An 18,882-nucleotide genomic window follows, 5' to 3' on the forward strand; every position below is an offset into this window, starting at 1 on the left:
CTATTTCTGGAATAAAAGCCGGAGATATAGGCTGTTAGTGGTTCCATAAAGCGGCGGTACGCTTTATTATCCTCGATCACTTTGCTTTAGCAACAGGATCTCAACAGATTTCATGTATCAACCTGTCGCACTATTTATTGGCCTGCGTTATATGCGCGGGCGTGCTTCTGACCGCTTTGGCCGCTTTGTTTCCTGGCTGTCCACCATTGGCATTACTTTGGGCGTGATGGCGCTGATAACGGTGTTATCGGTGATGAACGGCTTTGAACGGGACTTGCAGAATAATATTCTGGGGCTGATGCCACAGGCGTTGATTACTACGCCCAAAGGCTCTATCGACCCGGAAAAAATCCCCGCCTCGGCGCTAAAAGGGCTAAGCGGTGTCAGCGATATTGTGCCTTTGACCACCGGTGAAGTGGTGTTGCAAAGCCCGCGTAGCGTGAACGTCGGCGTGATGCTGGGTGTCAATCCCGAACAGCACGAACCCTTAACCAATTCGCTAGTGAATGTACATCTGCGTGATCTGCAACCGGGTCAATACAACCTGATTATGGGTGAAAAGCTGGCGGGAAAACTGGGCGTGAGTCGCGGTGAAACCATTCGCCTGATGGTGCCCAGTGCCAGCCAGTTTACGCCGATGGGGCGCATTCCCAGCCAGCGTTTGTTTAACGTCATTGGCACTTTTGCCGCTGGCAGCGAAGTGGATGACTATCAATTGCTGGTGAATCAGCAGGATGCTTCTCGTCTGATGCGTTACCCGGCGGGGAATATCACTGGCTGGCGTTTGTTCCTCGATCAGCCGTTGCAGGTGGATTCTCTCAGCCAGCAAAACCTGCCGGAAGGCACGGTGTGGAAAGACTGGCGCGAGCGTAAAGGCGAACTGTTCCAGGCTGTACGCATGGAGAAAAACATGATGGGGCTACTGCTGAGCCTGATCATCGCCGTTGCTGCGTTTAATATTATTACCTCACTGGGATTACTGGTGATGGAGAAGCAAGGGGAAGTGGCGATTCTGCAAACTCAAGGGCTTACCCGACGCCAGATTATGCTGGTGTTTATGGTACAAGGGGCCAGCGCCGGGGTGATTGGCGCGTTGCTTGGCACGGGCTTAGGCATTTTACTCGCCAGCCAGCTCAATGTGCTGATGCCGGTTCTGGGCCTGTTGCTAGACGGCGCGGCGCTACCGGTTGCCATTAATCCGCTACAAGTGACGGTGATTGCGCTGTTGGCTATGGCCATTGCGTTGCTGTCCACGCTTTATCCTTCCTGGCGCGCTGCCGCCGCTCAACCCGCTGAGGCTTTACGTTATGAGTAACCAACCTTTATTGCAGTGCGAAAACCTGTGCAAACGCTATCAGGAAGGACAACTTCATACCGACGTATTGCGTAATGTGACCTTTACCATTCAGCCGGGTGAAATGATGGCGATCGTCGGTAGCTCCGGCTCCGGCAAAAGTACGCTGCTGCATCTGCTGGGCGGATTAGATTCGCCAACCTCCGGCGAAGTCATTTATCAGGGGCGCTCACTGAGCCAGCTTTCTTCCGCCGCCAAAGCGGAGTTACGTAACCGCGAACTCGGTTTTATCTACCAGTTCCACCATTTGCTTCCAGACTTTACCGCGTTGGAAAACGTGGCGATGCCGCTGTTGATCGGCGGGACTAAACCGGCAGAAGCGCAAGATAAAGCGCGTGCCATGTTGGCGGCGGTGGGGCTGGAGCAGCGCAGTCAGCATCGTCCTTCCGAGCTTTCAGGCGGTGAACGTCAGCGCGTGGCGATTGCCCGTTCACTGGTGAATAACCCATCGCTGGTGTTGGCGGATGAGCCAACCGGCAACCTCGATCAGCGCAACGCAGACAGTATTTTCAATCTGTTAGGTGAGCTGAACGTACGTCAGGGGACTGCGTTTCTGGTGGTTACTCATGATTTGCAGTTGGCAAATCGCATGAGCCGCCAACTGGAAATGCGTGACGGTCAGTTACAGCAAAATCTGACGTTGGTGGGAGCGGAGTAATGCGCAGTTCACCTCTTTCACTGCTAATAGGCTTGCGGTTTAGTCGTGGTCGCCGTCGCGGCGGGATGGTATCGATGATTTCGATCATTTCCACTCTGGGCATTGCCTTGGGCGTCGCGGTGCTGATTATCGGCCTGAGTGCGATGAACGGCTTCGAACGTGAGCTGAAAAACCGCGTTTTGGCCGTGGTTCCACACGGTCAGATAGCTTTTCTCGATCAACCGTTTAACGCTTGGAATGCGAGCCTGCAGCGGATCGAAAAAGTACCCGGCGTCGCGGCGGCGGCACCCTATATTGATTTCACTGGACTGATGGAAAACGGCACCCAATTACGGGCGGTGCAGGTCAAGGGCGTCAATCCGGAGCAGGAAGAAAAACTCAGCGCGTTACCACAGTTCGTGCAGAACAACGCCTGGCAAGATTTTAAGGCTGGTCAGCAGCAGGTGATTTTAGGTAAAGGGCTGGCGGACGCATTAGGGGTTAAGCAAGGTTCCTGGCTGACGGTGATGATCCCAAATAGCGATCCGGAAATGAAGCTATTGCAGCCGAAGCGTATTCGTCTGCAAGTTGCCGGCGTGTTCCAGCTCAGCGGTCAACTGGATCACAGTCTGGCGATGGTGCCCCTCAGCGATGCCCAGCAATATCTGGATATGGGCGATAGCGTGACCGGTATTGCACTGAAGTTTAATGACGTTTTCAACGCCAATAATCTCACGCGCAGCGCCGCAGAAGCCTCCAATGCTTATGTGAATTACAGCAGTTGGATCGGCACTTACGGCTATATGTATCGCGATATTCAAATGATTCGCACCATTATGTATTTAGCTATGGTGCTGGTGATGGGCGTGGCCAGTTTTAACATTGTGTCTACGCTGGTGATGGCGGTCAAAGATAAAAGCAGTGATATTGCCGTGCTGCGAACTTTGGGTGCCAAAGACGGCCTGATTCGGGCAATTTTCATTTGGTATGGCCTGCTGGCCGGGCTGGTGGGAAGTATCAGCGGCGTGGTGGTCGGTGTTGTCGCTTCATTGCAGTTAACCAATATTATCAGTGGGTTGGAAACGTTGATCGGTCATCATTTCCTGTCCAGCGATATTTATTTTATCGATTATCTACCTTCAGAACTGCATTGGTTCGACGTGGCCTGCGTATTAGCCACGGCCATTGTGCTAAGTCTGGTGGCCAGTTGGTATCCGGCCCGTCGCGCCAGCCGTATTGACCCAGCGCGGGTATTAAGCGGGCAGTAACAGCGCGATCACAATAGACGAGGAATCCGGTTGTTTTAGCCGGAACTGAATGGTACTGATAAACCGTTTACTGAATAAAGGTAAAGTTATGTATTACGGTTTTGATATGGGTGGTACCAAAATTGAAATGGGCGTGTTTGATGCCGATTTACAGCGTATTTGGCAAAAACGTGTTCCAACGCCAAAACAGGATTATCAGCAATTATTGCAGGTACTGACGGAACTCACCCACGAAGCCGATGAGTTTTGCGGCGCGCAGGGCAGCGTAGGGATCGGTATTCCTGGTTTACCCAATGACGACGGCACGTTGTTTACCGCGAACGTACTGGCGGCAATGGGCATGCCGTTGCAAGCCGATCTTTCCCGTCTGATTGGGCGGGAAGTTCGTATCGATAACGATGCCAACTGTTTCGCTTTATCCGAAGCTTGGGATCCAGAATTCCAGTCTTATCCCAGCGTGCTGGGGATTATCCTGGGCACCGGCGTTGGCGGTGGCATTATTCTCAACGGTCAGGCGATGACCGGACGTAACCATATCAGCGGTGAGTTCGGGCACTTTCGCCTGCCAATTGATGCGCTCGACGTTTTGGGTGCAGATATTCCCCGGGTTCCCTGCGGTTGCGGCCAGTACGGCTGCATTGAAAACTATATTTCAGGCCGTGGTTTTGAATGGATGTACGCCCATTTCTACGGTGAAACGCTACCCGCTACGCGCATTATCGAAAATTACTACGCCGGTAACGCACAGGCCACAGAGCATGTCGAACGTTTTATCGCCGTTCTGGCGATTTGTCTGGGGAATCTGTTGACCATTATTGACCCACATTTGGTTGTGATAGGCGGCGGATTGTCGAACTTTGAACATCTGTATCAGGCATTACCGCAGCGTTTAGCTGCGCATTTGCTCCCCGTTGCGCGTTTACCGCGTATTGAGAAAGCTCGCTATGGCGATGCTGGTGGGGTGCGTGGCGCGGCGTTCTTGCATCTGTCTGATAGAAAAACATTATAAATAAAGTAAAAGAGGCAATAGGTTATGCGCATTCGCCATCGGCTGTGTCGGTTTCGCAAGAATAAGCATCTGCGTCATCAACGTTTTCGCTCTCGTATTTTCCACCGTGATAGTTCCGCCAGTACAGAAATGAAGAAACCTTTCGTGGTCGTACTCACCGGCGCAGGTATTTCTGCTGAGTCTGGAATTCGTACTTTTCGCGCGGCGGACGGTCTATGGGAAGAACATAAAGTTGAAGACGTGGCGACGCCGGAAGGCTACCAGCGCGATCCTGAACTGGTGCAGGCTTTTTACAATGCGCGTCGGCGCCAGCTACAGCAACCGGAAGTGGCACCCAATGCTGCACATTTCGCGCTAGCAGATCTGGAGGCGGTATTAGGCGATAATTTCCTGCTGGTTACGCAAAATATCGATGATCTTCATGAGCGGGCTGGCAGTAAACGAGTGATTCATATGCACGGTGAATTACTCAAAGTACGCTGTACTCAGTCTGGTCAGGTTCTGGATTGGCCGGGCGATCTTAGCGCCGATGAGCGTTGTCATTGCTGCCAGTTCCCTGCACCGCTGCGCCCGCATATTGTGTGGTTTGGTGAAATGCCGATGGGGATGGATGATATTTATCAGGCGTTGGCTGAGGCTGATTTCTTTATTTCCATTGGTACCTCCGGCCATGTTTATCCGGCGGCAGGTTTTGTACATGAATCGGCGTTGAATGGCGCACATACTGTAGAACTGAATCTGGAGCCGAGTCAGGTAGAAAGCCAGTTCGAGGAAAAACATTACGGCTTAGCCAGTAAAGTGGTGCCGGAGTATATCCGCGAGTTTCTTACCACTCGCGGAGAAAACCGCGAAGGCGAATAATTTCCTCAGGGATTACTGCGTTTTTTTATGCAGGGACATCTTGGCAATGTCCCTGTGTCATTTCTGTCATAGCGTTATTATTCTGGCTTAAGTTTGTTTAAAACTGACCTGACGCAATATTTGATCGTGATCACTTCCCCATAATGATATCCATCATTTTGAGGGTGGGAACCATGGACAAATTACTCGATCGCTTTTTTAACTATGTCTCTTTCGATACACAATCAAAAGCTAAGGTAAAATCCGTGCCGAGCACCGATGGGCAACGTAAGCTGGCGGCAGCGTTGCAACAAGAGCTGCTGGCCTTGGGCTTTGAGCCGGTGACCTTGAGCGAGCACGGCTGCGTGATGGCAACTTTACCGGCGAACGTTGACTGGGAAGTGCCCACAATCGGTTTTATTGCCCATTTGGATACCGCACCTGATTTCAGTGGCAAAAATGTCAATCCGCAAATTGTGGAGAACTATCGCGGCGGCGATATCGCGCTGGGCATGGGCGATGAAATTCTGTCGCCGGTCATGTTCCCAGTGTTGCACCAGTTGCTTGGACACACTCTGATTACCACCGACGGTAAAACCTTACTGGGTGCCGATGATAAGGCTGGTATTGCCGAAATCATCACCGCTATTGTGCGTCTCAAAGAGAACAATATTCCCCACGGCAAGATTCGAGTGGCGTTTACGCCGGATGAAGAAGTGGGAAAAGGCGCGCAATTCTTTGATGTAAATGCTTTTAACGCCGATTGGGCCTATACCGTGGACGGGGGCGGCGTGGGCGAGCTGGAATATGAAAACTTCAATGCGGCCTCGGTGACCATCAAAATTGTCGGCAATAATGTCCATCCCGGCAGTGCCAAAGGGGTCATGGTCAATGCGCTGTCATTGGCTACTCGTTATCATCAATCGCTTCCGGCAGATGAAACCCCAGAAAATACCGAGGGTTATCAGGGTTTTTACCATCTTCAAAGCATTAAAGGCACGGTAGAACGGGCTGAAATGCATTATATTCTGCGCGATTTCAGCCGCGATGGCTTCGAAGCTCGTAAGAAAAACATGGTGGATATTGCCAAACAGGTCGGTAAAGGGTTACATCGCGATTGCTACATCGAAATCATTATCGATGACAGTTATTACAATATGCGTGAACACATAGTGGAGCATCCGCATATTATTGAACTGGCGCAGCAGGCGATGCGTGATTGCGATATCGAACCTATTATGAAACCGATTCGTGGAGGCACCGATGGCGCTCAGCTGTCGTTCCGCGGTTTGCCTTGCCCGAATATTTTTACCGGCGGTTATAATTTCCATGGAAAACATGAATTTATTACGCAGGAAGGAATGGAACAGGCGGTGTCGGTTATTATGCGTATCGCCGAATTAACCGCGCTACGGGCCAAAAACGCTGAACCGCAGAGCGAGAAAAACGCAGCTTTGATGAAATGATATTGCGATAAATAAAGGCGTGTTTCGTATAGATTCGCCCAATAAAAACGCCCCTTAGGTCAAAACCCGAGGGGCGTTTTTTTAGCTTTAAACTGCCGGATATCTCACAAGTTAATCGCGGAAATACCAGTAGCCGCTGTTAACCAGCTCGGTCAGCGTCGCCAAGAAGGACGGCTCGTCTAACGCATCACCGAGCATTTCGGCGCTAACGCTAAAGTGTTGGCACAACGCATCGGCCGCAGGCAGGTGCGGAGTATCGATCAATTCGCCGTTAACAAAGCAATTATCACCTAGGCGAATAACCCGCAGTCCGCTCAGGCGATGTAACTCTTCACCTTGGCTCAGCAACTCATAGATCTCACCAGCCTGATAAGGCGGTTCCGGTGGCGAAATATCCAGTTCATGGCGAGACTGGGACACGAACTCGCCGAACCAGTGTTGGAAATGCTCAGGCTGTTGGAACAATTCCAGCATCATTTGGCGCAGCGTATCCATTTCCTCTGGCAATACGTCCGCCGGACGATTACGCAGTTTCAGATCTGGATCGCTATAACGCTTGCTGCCTAACTCTCTGGCCAGCACGTAATCGGCAAAGCCGCTGACCAGTTCCCGGCCGTTAGGCGCACGGAACCCGACGGAATAGTTCAGCGCGTTTTCCAACGCGTAGCCTTCGTGCGGGAATCCAGGCGGAATATACAGAATATCGCCCGGCTCCATTTCTTCATCGATAATGGCGTCGAATGGGCCGACTTGCAGTAAATCAGGATGAGGACAGTGCTGTTTCATCGGCACTTTTTCACCTACGCGCCAACGGCGGCGACCCGTACCCTGAATAATAAATACGTCATATTGATCAAAATGAGGGCCAACGCCACCGCCCGGTACGGAATAGGAGATCATCAGATCATCCATTCGCCAGTCTGATAGCGCACGGAACGGACGCATCAGCGCTGCCGATGGCTCATGCCAATGATCGACGGCCTGAACCAGCAGAGACCAATTGGTTTCCCCTAAATGATCGTAGCTCTCGAACGGCCCGTGGCTGACCTGCCAGCGACCTTCCTGATGGCTGACCAAACGGCTATCCACCTCCGTTTCCATAGCCAGACCGGCTAATTCATCGGGAGATAGGGGGTCGATAAAGTTTTTAAAGCCGCGTTTCAGGATCACGGGGCGCTTTTGCCAATAGCGTTGCAGGAAGTCTTGCCAATCCAGATCGAGTTGGTAATCCATTTTTTATCCCAGGGATTGAGTGAACTTGCGAATGATTATAACGGATGGCGCGTGACAGTATCAGGGGCAGGGCGGCAAATTTTGTAGGAATGGCACTGGATGCAGAAAATGCGGACGATTCTCTGCGTCCGCACAGAGCATTTGAGAAATTTATTTGGCAAATGAATCCGGTTATGAATTATTCGTCGTGATGCTGATCTTGCTGTCGCCCAAAGGTTACCAGCATTTTGGCTCCGCCTAAGGGACTGTCGGTAACGGAAATTCGCCCCTGGTACTGTTCAATAATTTCTGCCGCGACGGATAATCCCAGCCCTTGCCCAGGACGTAAGGTATCAACCCGCTGACCGCGTTGGAAAATCACTTCGCGCTTGCTCTCCGGAATGCCAGGGCCGTCATCGTCCACAACGATGGTGAGTTGTTTTTCCGAGTGCAGGGCGGTAATTTCCACGAACTCGAGACAGTATTTGCAGGCATTTTCCAGCACGTTGCCCATCACTTCCATAAAGTCGTTTTTCTCCCCCATAAAGGTGACCTCGGGGGAGATATCCAGAGTGAGTACGACGCCTTTACGCTGATAAACCTTGTTTAATGCACTGCATAAACTATCTAAAAGCGCCGGAACTGAATGGATTTCCCGAGCTAATACATTGTGTTCAGAGCGCATGCTGGCGCGATGGAGATAATAGCCAATCTGCTGGGAGATTCGGCTAATTTGTTCCAGCATGATAGGCTCCACTTCTTCGATAGTGGCCTGTTTGCCGGAGCGCAACGAGCGCAGCGTGGTTTGCAGCACCGCCAGCGGGGTTTTAAGACTGTGGGTCAGATCGGAAAGTGTTGTGCGATATTTGGTATAGCGCTGGCGCTCGTTGGTCAGCAAAATATTCAGGTTTCGCACCAAGCTGAGCAACTCGCGCGGCGGATTTTCATCCAACTGTTCCCGCTCGCCTTTTTCCAGCTGGCTGATTTGGCTGACCAAAGCTTTGATAGGGCGCAGGCTCCAGTACGCCGCCAGCCACAACAGGGGGACGACCAACAACAGGTTGGCGAGCAGCACATAACTAAACCAGTTCCATACCATATCCGAACGCTGTAGCTCTTGCGGAATAGTATCTACCACCACAATGGTTAAAGCGGGAAGGCGTTCGGTCGCCTGATATGCGTTGACGGAAACCGAGTGCGTTAGCGCGCTGGCGTCGGTGTCGTCGTATTTCTTCAGCTGATCCTGCGCTTTGGGGTTGTCCCCTAATACCGCGCTACTGATTTCGGTACCGGTATCCAACTCATAGAACCCGGGTTTGCTAAGCCAGCTTTTCTGAATATGAGATTCCAGTTCAGGCACATGGCGCTGTCGCCACAGAATGTTGCCGTTATGGTCATAAATCAGTACCAGCGTAGGAACATTCAGCTCCAGCTCGGGAGGAATGGTAATGCTGAGTTTGTTGTCATGCCATTGAGCCAGACTAAAGAACAGATTGCTTTCCCCCCGATGAGCGCGGAAGGTGTTTTTATCGAAGCTAACAATATAGCCCACCACCGCTACCATTCCGTAGGACAGCGAAAGCGCTAGAATCACGCCCGCCGTAGCCATCAGGAAGCGGGCGCGCAGGGAGAAAGGTTTACTGTTCGATTTAAACATGGCGATTAGTTGGCATCAAACCGGTAGCCTTGGCCACGGATAGTGGTGATAACTTCTTTTTCGTGTTCGGCCTGCAATTTTTTGCGCAAACGGCCCATTAATACATCGATGGTATGGCTTTCGCGTAGTTCAGCGTCGGGGTAGAGCTGTAGCATCAGCGTGTCTTTACTGACGACTTTGCCCGCGTTTCGAATCAAAGTTTCGATAATGGTGTATTCAAAAGCGGTCAGTTTGATTTGTTGCTGATTCACGCACAGTTCACGGCGAGAGAGATCGATAAGGAACGGCGGGAATTCGATAATCTGCGAGGCCAGACCGCTGTTGCGGCGCATCAATGCCTGCATACGGGCAATGACTTCTTCCAGATGAAAGGGCTTGGTGACGTAATCGTCGGCACCGGCTTCCAGTACCGCCACTTTATCCTGCCAGCTTTCACGGGCGGTTAATACCAAAATGGGCAACTTGGTTTGATGACTACGCCAGCGGCGAATCAGGCTTAGCCCGTCTTCACCCGGCAGGCCGAGATCGATAATGGCGATATCCGGAGCATGTTCCTGCAAAAAATAGTCGGCTTCTTTCGCATCTTCGGCGGCATCGACCTGGTGTCCCATCTCGCGCATCTGTACCGAAAGGTGATGACGCAGTAGAGCATTATCTTCTACGACTAAAACGCGCATACCAAATTCCTCAAAAAACTTGAACCGGGTAAAAACTTACCCGGAAAAATAAGGGTGAGATTGATGGATCAGAAAGTATAACGCAAACCAACCTGACCAATCTGATCGTCTACCTTCCAGTTATGGTAGGTATAACCGACTTCAGCCGCCAGACTTTGCGTTAGGGCATAGCTCGCCTCAATACGTGCTTCGTGATACATCTTGCTATCATATTCCGCCAGGCGATAGGCAACGTCTAAGCCAATGTCCTGGGTCAATTTAGTCTTGATACCGACTTCACCGGTCGCGCTGTTGTAAGCTTCTGTTTTATCGCCATCTTTCTTAACATCGTACAGCATTGCGTGGCGGCTTGCACCGGCCAGCAGGTACATATCCGCATCTGGCGTCAGAGCAAAATGATAACCCACGCCAAGCAAACCATCGCCCATACCGCGATCGTTATCTGCGATAGCGCTTAGGCGAGCGGCCATGAACAGATTGTTTTCAAAGCCATAACCGCCGTTTAAGTAGAAACCGTGCATTTTGTCGCTACCAATGTGGCTGGTGCCAGATTGGTTAAATTGCTTATCGAAACTTTGCTTATTATCAATGGAACCGAATTGAATACCACCGGCGATAAAGGTGTAATCATCCGCGATAGCCAAAGTGCTAGTAGCGATAAGTGCCGCTGCTAATAAAGATTTTCTGAACATAACTGCTCCTATGATAGTTATTCCCTGGATGTCCGCAGGCAATTATCAACGGGAGAAACTAAACCTTTATTCAACAAGGGGGCAGTGTAAGTAAATGATAGTTAAACGGCAGAGCGTCGGATACTGAAAAATAAGCAGGCGACGGGGAGCCGCCTGCTGCAAAGACTTACTTCAGTTCATCCACCAGTGCGACGGCACGGCCAATATAATTGGCTGGCGTCATGGTTTTCAAACGAACTTTTTCTTCTTCTGGCAGCGCCAAGCCATCGATAAAGGCTTGCATACCGGCGGCGTCAACACGTTTGCCTCGCGTCAGCTCTTTCAGTTTTTCGTATGGTTTTTCAATGCCATAACGACGCATAACCGTTTGAATCGGCTCGGCCAGCACTTCCCAGTTATGATCCAATTCGTCCAACAGATGAGGTTCGTTAACTTCCAGCTTGCTGATGCCTTTCATCGTTGACTGATAGGCGATCAACGCGTAGCCCAGACCCACGCCGAGGTTACGCAGCACGGTTGAGTCGGTCAGGTCGCGCTGCCAGCGGGAAACCGGCAGTTTGCTTGCCAGATGCCCCAATACGGCGTTAGAAAGACCCAGATTACCTTCGGAGTTTTCGAAGTCGATCGGGTTAACTTTGTGCGGCATGGTGGAAGAACCGATTTCACCTGCAATAGTTTTTTGTTTGAAGTGATTGAGTGCGATGTAACCCCAAATATCACGATCGAAATCGATCAAAATAGTGTTAAAGCGCGCTACGCAGTCAAACAATTCGGCGATGTAATCGTGTGGCTCGATTTGTGTGGTGTACGGGTTCCAGTTGATGCCCAGCGAGGTCACGAAGCTCTCGCTAAACTGGTGCCAGTCAACTTCCGGATAAGCCACGATGTGAGCGTTATAGTTGCCGACGGCGCCGTTAATTTTGCCCAGAATTTCAACCTGAGACAGCTGACGGAACTGGCGCTCCATACGGTAAGCCACGTTCGCCATTTCTTTGCCAACGGTGGATGGCGTTGCAGGCTGGCCGTGAGTTCGGGACAACAGCGGCAAATCGCGATATTGGTGGGCCAGTGCTTTGATGGCGTCGATCATCTGGCGCCAGAAAGGTAAAATCACTTCCTGACGAGCGGTTTGCAGCATCAGAGCGTGAGACAGGTTATTGATATCTTCTGAAGTACAAGCAAAGTGAATGAATTCTGACACTGCATGCAGTGCAGGAATGCTTTCAACTTTCTCTTTCAGAAAATATTCAACCGCTTTGACGTCATGGTTAGTGGTGCGTTCGATGGCCTTAATGCGCAGGGCATCCTGTTCATTGAACTCTGCCACGATCTTGTCGAGGTAAGCGTTTGCGTTGGCATCAAAAGCAGGGACTTCTTTAATTTCTGCGCAGGCTGCCAGTTTTTGCAGCCAACGTACTTCGACCTGCACGCGGAATTTCAGCAAACCAAATTCGCTGAAGATAGCGCGCAGTGCGCTGACTTTGTCGCCGTAGCGTCCATCAATTGGGGATACGGCGGTCAGTGAGGATAATTCCATCGGTAGCAACTCCTGGGATCAAATATTAACGATGAGCAAGAATACTCTGCGCCTGCTTAAACAGACGATTACGAGAAAACATAAGCTGTAAACGGCTTCCACCTACCTGTTGCCACAGCACCGCAGAGCGGATACCGGCTAACAGGGCGGCGCGAACTTTGGCCTGGATTAAGGTGCTTTGCAGCATGGCCGGGTTGCCGGTAACCTGAATGCGCGGCCCAAGTGGGCTAATTACATCCACATAAATGGCGGCCAGAGCGCTCATCATAGTCTCTGATTCGAGATCAAAATGAGCGAGCTGACGATCTAACTGACTGATACGTTCGCCCAAGGTGCTCATGGCTGACTGGTGAGCATTTAGCTTCCGCTCCAATACCATCAGGCTCAGAGCGTAACGCGTCAGTTCGGCGCTAGGGCCTTGGCGGTTGGCATTCAGCACTACCTGCAAGGTTTCCAGCCCCATGGTGAGGAATTTCTCATCTCCACCGTACACCGCAAGAGTCGAATCGGGATTGGTCAGCAGCACGCTGTTGAGTGAAGTATGCAGTGCCTCGTTGTCGCATTGACCTTCGTGAGCCAGTTGCTGAACCAGACGCGCAGACTGGCAGATACCTGCCAGCGCCAGCGTGATGTCGTAATAATTCTTTGCCACGATTGCTCCTGTCGAGATTATTGGTCGCTAACGGGGTGACGTGATTCGATGATACCGCCGCCGAGACAGATTTCGCCCTGATAAAACACCGCGGACTGACCGGGGGTAACGGCGGCAACCGGATTGTCGAAACGCACATCGATACGTTCGTCATCCAACGGCGTAACCGTGCAAGGAATATCTTGCTGGCGGTAACGGGTTTTCACCACGCAGCGGAATGGAGCCGTAACCGGTTCGCGATCGACCCAATGTAATTGCTGAGCAATCAAACCGGTAGACATCAAACGCGGGTGCTCATGGCCTTGGGCTACAATCAGCAAGTTGTTGGCAACGTCTTTATCCACCACATACCACGGGTCATCGCCACCTTCTTTGGTGCCGCCGATACCCAGACCTTTACGCTGGCCCAGAGTGTGGTACATCAAACCTTGGTGTTCGCCGACGTGTTTGCCTTCAACGGTCATAATCGGGCCGGGTTGAGCAGGCAGGTAACGGCCGAGGAAATCGCGAAATTTCCGCTCGCCGATAAAGCAGATACCGGTTGAGTCTTTCTTCTTGGCGGTAACCAGATCCAGCTCTTCCGCGATACGGCGGACTTCCGGTTTTTCCAGTTCGCCAACCGGGAACAGGCTTTGCGCCAATTGATCGTGGCCCAGCGTATATAAGAAGTAGCTTTGGTCTTTATTGCCATCCAGACCGCGCAGCAGTTGGCTTTTGCCATTGACATCGTGGCGACGAACATAGTGGCCGGTGGCGATGTAATCGGCGCCCAGATCTTCGGCGGCAAATTCAAGGAAGGCTTTAAATTTGATTTCTTTATTGCACAGAATATCCGGATTTGGCGTGCGCCCAGCCTTGTACTCTTCGAGGAAGAGTTCAAAAACATTATCCCAATATTCTGCGGCGAAATTGACGGTGTGTAACTCCATGCCCAGCTTATCGCACACTGCCTGAGCATCGGCCAAATCGGTCGCTGCGGAGCAATATTCTTCATCGTCGTCTTCTTCCCAGTTCTTCATGAACAGGCCTTCAACCTGATAGCCCTGTTGTTGTAGCAGGTAAGCTGAAACGGACGAATCGACACCGCCGGACATACCGACGATTACTTTTTTCTGGCTGTTATCTGACATGGGAGTCTCACTAACTTAAGCGCCGAGCGTGCTGACAATGGATAATCCGTTTCGCATTGCGCGGCAAACAAGGCATTACAAAAACAAGCGTCGGATTTTATCACGTTGCCTGTCGGGGCGCACCGCACAATCACGGCTTAGGGTAAATTACGCCAATTAATTATCGGGCTGAATCAATGTGGCCAGTTAAAGGTACTAATTAGATCGAGCGAGTAGCGCTCAGGCTGCAAATAACAGCGGATACTTTCGGCAACCAGAGGAGAGCGCAGATTGGGTGCGTGCAATATTTCATCGGCGGTTAGCCACAGGCAGCGATCGATATCGCTATCGTGAGGCTGAGTAGGCAAAATGGTTACCAGTTCAATCACAAAGGCGAAGCGTAGGAACGGCGTATTATCGGGTGCAACCCATTGATGCATCCGTAAAAAGGATTGAGGCGTCGCGCGAATACCGGTTTCTTCCCACAGTTCGCGTTCTGCGGCCTGTAGCAAGGTTTCATCGGCTTCCAAATGACCGGCCGGTTGGTTCCACAGCGCTTTGCCATTAATAGTTTCTTCAACCACTAAAAACTTGTCTTGAGAATGCACCACGCAGGCCACGGTAACATGAGGTTTAAACATCGTTAATCTCCTTCCATTGGCCGGGTTGTAAATCTCCCAGGCTAAGATTACCCATACTAAAACGAATCAGTCGCAGGGTAGGAAAACCGACGTGGGCGGTCATTCTGCGTACCTGACGATTGCGTCCTTCGTACAGGGTTATTTTCAGCCAACGGGTCGGGATAGATTTGCGCTCCCGAATTGGCGGATTTCTTGGCCACAGCCACTCCGGTTCCGGCACTTTTTCAGCGCCAGCGGGAAGCGTGGGGCCATCTTTTAACGTCACGCCCTGACGTAAACGGCGAAGTGCTTCTTCGTCCGGTTCACCTTCAACCTGAACATAATAAACCTTACCGGTTTTTTTCCCCGGTTGCGTCAGTTTTGCCTGTAATTTCCCATCGTTAGTCAGAACCAGCAAACCTTCGCTATCTCGATCCAAACGACCGGCGGCATAAACATCATTAAAAGGAATAAAACCCTTCAATGTTGCCCGTCCAGCCTCATCGGTAAACTGTGGTAACACATCAAATGGCTTATTCAGTAACACCACGCGACGTGGGCCTTGCACCGGCGCAGGTTTCGCCTGTGAGCGGGAGCTGAATCGGTTAACTTTGTGATTTTTAACAGAGATTTTATTCATGATGATTGCGCTTCCAGTTGATTAGCGCATTATACATCAATCCGTTTTGGATTGGCGTGAAACGAATATTCAAGTACTATTGACAAGAATCTTACAAGGCATTAACAAAAATTGCGCTGAAGGAGAGGTTGATGGAAAGCAAAGTAGTTGTTCCGGCAGAAGGTAAAAAAATTACGGTCGACGCTAAGGGTAAATTAGTCGTTCCTAATAACCCGATCATTCCGTTCATTGAAGGCGACGGCATTGGCGTTGACGTGACTCCTGCTATGATCAACGTAGTGGATGCAGCGGTTAAGAAGGCCTATAACGGCGAGCGTAAAATCTCCTGGATGGAAATTTACACCGGTGAGAAGTCAACTCAGGTTTACGGTAAAGATGTCTGGCTGCCAGAAGAAACTCTGGATCTGATCCGCGATTATCGCGTTGCCATCAAAGGCCCATTGACCACTCCGGTTGGCGGCGGTATTCGTTCTCTGAACGTGGCTCTGCGTCAACAGCTTGATCTGTATATTTGCCTGCGTCCGGTACGTTATTACGAAGGCACCCCAAGCCCGGTAAAACACCCAGAACTGACTGATATGGTGATTTTCCGCGAAAACGCCGAAGATATCTATGCCGGTATTGAGTGGAAGGCCGGTTCACCAGAAGCTGAGAAAGTGATCAAGTTCCTGCGTGACGAAATGGGTGTGAAGAAAATTCGCTTCCCTGAACAATGCGGTATCGGTGTAAAACCTTGTTCAGAAGAAGGCACTAAACGTCTGGTGCGTGCGGCCATTGAGTATGCAATCGACAACGATCGTGAATCAGTTACTCTGGTTCACAAAGGCAACATTATGAAATTCACCGAAGGCGCTTTCAAAGACTGGGGTTACCAGTTGGCGCGTGAGGAATTTGGTGGTGAGCTGATCGACGGCGGCCCGTGGGTTAAGATTAAGAACCCAAAAAATGGCAAAGATATCATCGTTAAAGACGTTATCGCCGATGCCTTCCTACAGCAAATCTTGCTGCGTCCGGCTGAATACGATGTTATCGCCTGTATGAACCTCAACGGCGACTATATTTCTGATGCTTTGGCTGCACAGGTCGGCGGTATTGGTATTGCTCCGGGTGCCAACATCGGTGACGAATGCGCGCTGTTTGAAGCGACCCACGGCACGGCACCTAAGTATGCTGGTCAGGATAAAGTGAACCCAGGTTCTATTATTCTCTCCGCAGAAATGATGCTGCGTCATATGGGCTGGACTGAAGCCGCTGATTTAATCATTAAAGGCACTGAAGGCGCGATTCAGGCCAAGACAGTGACTTATGACTTCGAACGTTTGATGGAAGGCGCTAAGCTGCTGAAATGCTCAGAGTTTGGCAACGCTATCATTAAACACATGTGATATTGACATGTCTATAAAACTTCACGGGAGCTTATGCTTCCGTGGGTTTTCCAGCTACTTAATATTTCTTCTGCAAAACTCCTGCAAAACCCTTCTGCAAAACTGTACAAAAAACACCCTCAATTAAACAGCTAATACCAGCCATTCTTTACCCCTATCATCATTATATTTATCAGTCATAGCCTGATTTTTATGTCCGAGTAATGTTTTAGTATCCACTCCTTGTTCTCGATATAACCGCTCTGCTAGGGATCGCTGTTCATGGAAAGTAGGTGGGGTACCCTCTTTCCATTGCAATCCACTTTTATCTCTGGCCGCCGAAAATCCGGTAGTGATTGCGTTGCTAGATACTTGACCACCACGTTTAGCCATTGATGTTGTATGATGATAATGAAGCATGTACGGACTAACGATCATATTGCGACACCGTGCTATAACATCTTGCAGCGTATAACCGACAGTCTCACATTTTAAGGTTATGGGTATGGCTATTCTGGTGCCCGTTTTTTCCTGCACGATATGAAGGTGATTATCCCAAACATCGCTAAATTTCATGCCAGCGATGTCACCTAAGCGCTGACCGGTAACCAAAGCAAGAAGCATTGTATTTTGGATATAACCTTGCATATTGGCAGCGGCATTAAATATTGACTCCCATTCATCAAAGTTCAAGCGAATACGGGTAACCTTGTTTGCTGGTTGCTTGGTGGCCAGAGCAGGGTTATAGCCAGGCGGCACCTCCCCAGCGTGTTGAGCTTCTTTGTACACATCGATCAGCACCATCCGAACAACCTGCGCCATCCGTTTTTGCCCCTTCTCCTTATACTCTTCAATGACAAAGGCTATATCTCTAGCGCCAACATCAGGAAGGGTTAGCATTCCACAATGACGTCTGAACGCTTCGACTGGTGCATTTTTTTGCTTAAGTGTGTTGAGTTTTATTTCCTCACTGTCGTAACGTTCTTTCTGGATAGTGAGATAGCGATCCAGCCAAGAGTTAACTGTTATTGCCTTACCAGTTTTGAGACTGATCTCATCTCGCGCTTTGAGCAATTGCCCCATTTGTTGACGGGCAAAACGGCTATTAGCCTCAATAGCGATAGCCTTTGCTGCAGCCTCATCATCACCTAATCCATGAAATTTACGGGTAATAGGATGCTTATAACGCCAGTAGACCTTTTTAGTTCTGGCGTCGGTATAGCACGATAGACCCGGTACATTTATGTTGTACTTACGAGGTCTGGCCATCTTCCATTATCCTCTTCAACCTTGGATCATCATCTTTCTTCACTGCCGGTTTGACGGTCACGCCGACAAATCGTGCGTTCTTGTCCACTCGCCAGCACCTGCCAGCTTTAAACGGTGGCGGTGAGATCATGCCATGTTGCGCATATTTTAGTAACGTTGGATAGCTGGGGATCGGCTCGTCAAACTCCTCGGCGGCCAATTCATCATCGGTAGGGACATAAACGGGAATATCCTCCCAAACTGGCTGGCCTTGCTTTCCGGCTATTCTGGTTTTACCGGCTGGCGAAGCACAGGCAAAAAACGTCTGATAAGTTTCGTCCGTTATTTTAACGGCATCCTCCGGCCAACTTTGCGCAGCCTGATATTCCGTTTTTAACGATTCTGGATAAGCGGCATTATTCGTCGGGCTGTAGAAATAATTCATTTAAACCTCACTTAATAACCAATAACGCGCCACATAACTCTTTGCGCTGTAGGGATGTTTTCCCCGCTTTTCTTGCTCAGTGGGATCGCTGCCCATGTTCTTGCTAACATATCCGCAGCGAGCGTTTTTCCTATTATCGAAATATCGGTGATGCCGTGGAGTGTCACACTCATATTTAAAACTTTATTGGGGAACGCTATTGGGAAAAAAGCGTCAGCATAAAAAAACTGGTCATTTGATCTGGAAAAGGATGATTCTCCCCATTGTTCAATTAAACCATCGGGTCGCTTCATCCAGCCTGTTGAGGTCATTGAGCTGGTAAAACTCCACATATCCGGTATCTGATTAATCCCAGTGCCGACATCTCGCTTAGCCGCTTCTTTTAAACCAAGGTTTGCGAGATCACCGGCGGCAACATTTTCTTTAGTCACCAGCCTTGCTGTGACACACTCCGA

19 protein-coding genes are annotated in these 18,882 nt (G+C 50.3%); 7 read left to right on the plus strand and 12 right to left on the minus strand.

The annotated features are described in order from the left end of the window. Positions 1-112 precede the first annotated feature (112 nt). From lolC to pepT, 6 genes are all read left to right on the plus strand, one after another. Positions 113-1,315: a lipoprotein-releasing ABC transporter permease subunit LolC gene (lolC, locus tag ACQ4OC_RS01705; protein ID WP_064513086.1), complete on the plus strand. Its 1,203-nt coding sequence runs from the start codon at positions 113-115 to the stop codon at positions 1,313-1,315. Beyond that, positions 1,308-2,012, plus strand: coding sequence for a lipoprotein-releasing ABC transporter ATP-binding protein LolD (gene lolD / locus ACQ4OC_RS01710; protein ID WP_064513088.1), 705 nt, complete (start codon positions 1,308-1,310; stop codon positions 2,010-2,012). Before lolC ends, lolD begins: the two co-directional genes overlap by 8 nt. After that, on the plus strand, positions 2,012-3,259 hold the full coding sequence (gene lolE, locus ACQ4OC_RS01715) for a lipoprotein-releasing ABC transporter permease subunit LolE (RefSeq protein WP_430970875.1): 1,248 nt from the start codon (positions 2,012-2,014) through the stop codon (positions 3,257-3,259). The genes lolD and lolE overlap by 1 nt, the downstream gene beginning before the upstream one ends. Before the next feature lie 88 nt (positions 3,260-3,347). Further along, the gene (gene nagK / locus ACQ4OC_RS01720) at positions 3,348-4,268 is read left to right on the plus strand and encodes an N-acetylglucosamine kinase (protein ID WP_064518220.1); all 921 of its coding nucleotides are present in this window, start codon (positions 3,348-3,350) and stop codon (positions 4,266-4,268) included. A gap of 24 nt (positions 4,269-4,292) precedes the next feature. Continuing rightward, a complete protein-coding gene (cobB, locus tag ACQ4OC_RS01725; RefSeq protein ID WP_120806154.1) occupies positions 4,293-5,129 on the plus strand; it encodes a Sir2 family NAD+-dependent deacetylase in 837 nt (278 codons plus the stop codon). Between the two features lie 173 nt (positions 5,130-5,302). Continuing rightward, positions 5,303-6,574 (plus strand): peptidase T, encoded by a 1,272-nt coding sequence (gene pepT / locus ACQ4OC_RS01730; protein WP_064513094.1) that lies wholly within the window; start codon positions 5,303-5,305, stop codon positions 6,572-6,574. A 111-nt stretch (positions 6,575-6,685) separates the two neighbouring features. On the opposite strand, the gene ACQ4OC_RS01735 is transcribed toward pepT, so the two are convergent. The 9 genes from ACQ4OC_RS01735 to rluE form a co-directional block, all read right to left on the minus strand. Continuing rightward, positions 6,686-7,807 carry a cupin domain-containing protein gene (locus ACQ4OC_RS01735; protein WP_064513097.1) on the minus strand — a complete coding sequence of 374 codons (1,122 nt, stop codon included), beginning with the start codon at positions 7,805-7,807 and terminating at the stop codon, positions 6,686-6,688. 178 nt (positions 7,808-7,985) lie between these two features. After that, positions 7,986-9,443, minus strand: coding sequence for a two-component system sensor histidine kinase PhoQ (gene phoQ, locus ACQ4OC_RS01740; protein ID WP_064513099.1), 1,458 nt, complete (start codon positions 9,441-9,443; stop codon positions 7,986-7,988). Between the two features lie 5 nt (positions 9,444-9,448). Continuing rightward, positions 9,449-10,120, minus strand: a complete 672-nt coding sequence (gene phoP / locus ACQ4OC_RS01745) for a two-component system response regulator PhoP (protein WP_120806158.1) — start codon at positions 10,118-10,120, stop codon at positions 9,449-9,451. Positions 10,121-10,188: 68 nt separating this feature from the next. Beyond that, positions 10,189-10,812 (minus strand): outer membrane beta-barrel protein, encoded by a 624-nt coding sequence (locus ACQ4OC_RS01750; RefSeq protein ID WP_120806160.1) that lies wholly within the window; start codon positions 10,810-10,812, stop codon positions 10,189-10,191. Between the two features lie 166 nt (positions 10,813-10,978). Continuing rightward, positions 10,979-12,349 (minus strand): adenylosuccinate lyase, encoded by a 1,371-nt coding sequence (purB, locus tag ACQ4OC_RS01755; protein ID WP_064513103.1) that lies wholly within the window; start codon positions 12,347-12,349, stop codon positions 10,979-10,981. Between the two features lie 25 nt (positions 12,350-12,374). Further along, the gene (gene hflD / locus ACQ4OC_RS01760) at positions 12,375-13,001 is read right to left on the minus strand and encodes a high frequency lysogenization protein HflD (protein WP_049596395.1); all 627 of its coding nucleotides are present in this window, start codon (positions 12,999-13,001) and stop codon (positions 12,375-12,377) included. A gap of 17 nt (positions 13,002-13,018) precedes the next feature. Then, the gene (mnmA, locus tag ACQ4OC_RS01765; protein WP_064513105.1) at positions 13,019-14,131 is read right to left on the minus strand and encodes a tRNA 2-thiouridine(34) synthase MnmA; all 1,113 of its coding nucleotides are present in this window, start codon (positions 14,129-14,131) and stop codon (positions 13,019-13,021) included. A 173-nt stretch (positions 14,132-14,304) separates the two neighbouring features. After that, positions 14,305-14,751, minus strand: coding sequence for an NUDIX hydrolase (locus ACQ4OC_RS01770; RefSeq protein ID WP_064513107.1), 447 nt, complete (start codon positions 14,749-14,751; stop codon positions 14,305-14,307). Continuing rightward, positions 14,744-15,370 (minus strand): 23S rRNA pseudouridine(2457) synthase RluE, encoded by a 627-nt coding sequence (gene rluE, locus ACQ4OC_RS01775; RefSeq protein ID WP_120806162.1) that lies wholly within the window; start codon positions 15,368-15,370, stop codon positions 14,744-14,746. Before rluE ends, ACQ4OC_RS01770 begins: the two co-directional genes overlap by 8 nt. A gap of 131 nt (positions 15,371-15,501) precedes the next feature. Between rluE and icd the strand changes: the two genes are divergently transcribed. Next, positions 15,502-16,755: an NADP-dependent isocitrate dehydrogenase gene (gene icd, locus ACQ4OC_RS01780; RefSeq protein WP_049596391.1), complete on the plus strand. Its 1,254-nt coding sequence runs from the start codon at positions 15,502-15,504 to the stop codon at positions 16,753-16,755. Positions 16,756-16,878: 123 nt separating this feature from the next. Here icd and ACQ4OC_RS01785 read toward each other — a convergent pair whose 3' ends face one another. From ACQ4OC_RS01785 to ACQ4OC_RS01795, 3 genes are read right to left on the minus strand one after another with little or no spacing between them, the layout of a single operon-like run. Continuing rightward, complete coding sequence (locus ACQ4OC_RS01785) at positions 16,879-18,003, minus strand: phage integrase Arm DNA-binding domain-containing protein (RefSeq protein WP_430970876.1); 1,125 nt, start codon at positions 18,001-18,003, stop codon at positions 16,879-16,881. Next, positions 17,987-18,427 (minus strand): excisionase, encoded by a 441-nt coding sequence (locus ACQ4OC_RS01790; RefSeq protein ID WP_430970877.1) that lies wholly within the window; start codon positions 18,425-18,427, stop codon positions 17,987-17,989. Before ACQ4OC_RS01790 ends, ACQ4OC_RS01785 begins: the two co-directional genes overlap by 17 nt. A gap of 11 nt (positions 18,428-18,438) precedes the next feature. Beyond that, positions 18,439-18,858, minus strand: coding sequence for a gp53-like domain-containing protein (locus tag ACQ4OC_RS01795; protein WP_430970878.1), 420 nt, complete (start codon positions 18,856-18,858; stop codon positions 18,439-18,441). Positions 18,859-18,882: the final 24 nt, after the last annotated feature.

The sequence above is a fragment of the Yersinia sp. J1 genome (assembly GCF_050586585.1).
GTDB classification, from domain to species: Bacteria; Pseudomonadota; Gammaproteobacteria; order Enterobacterales; family Enterobacteriaceae; genus Yersinia; species Yersinia entomophaga.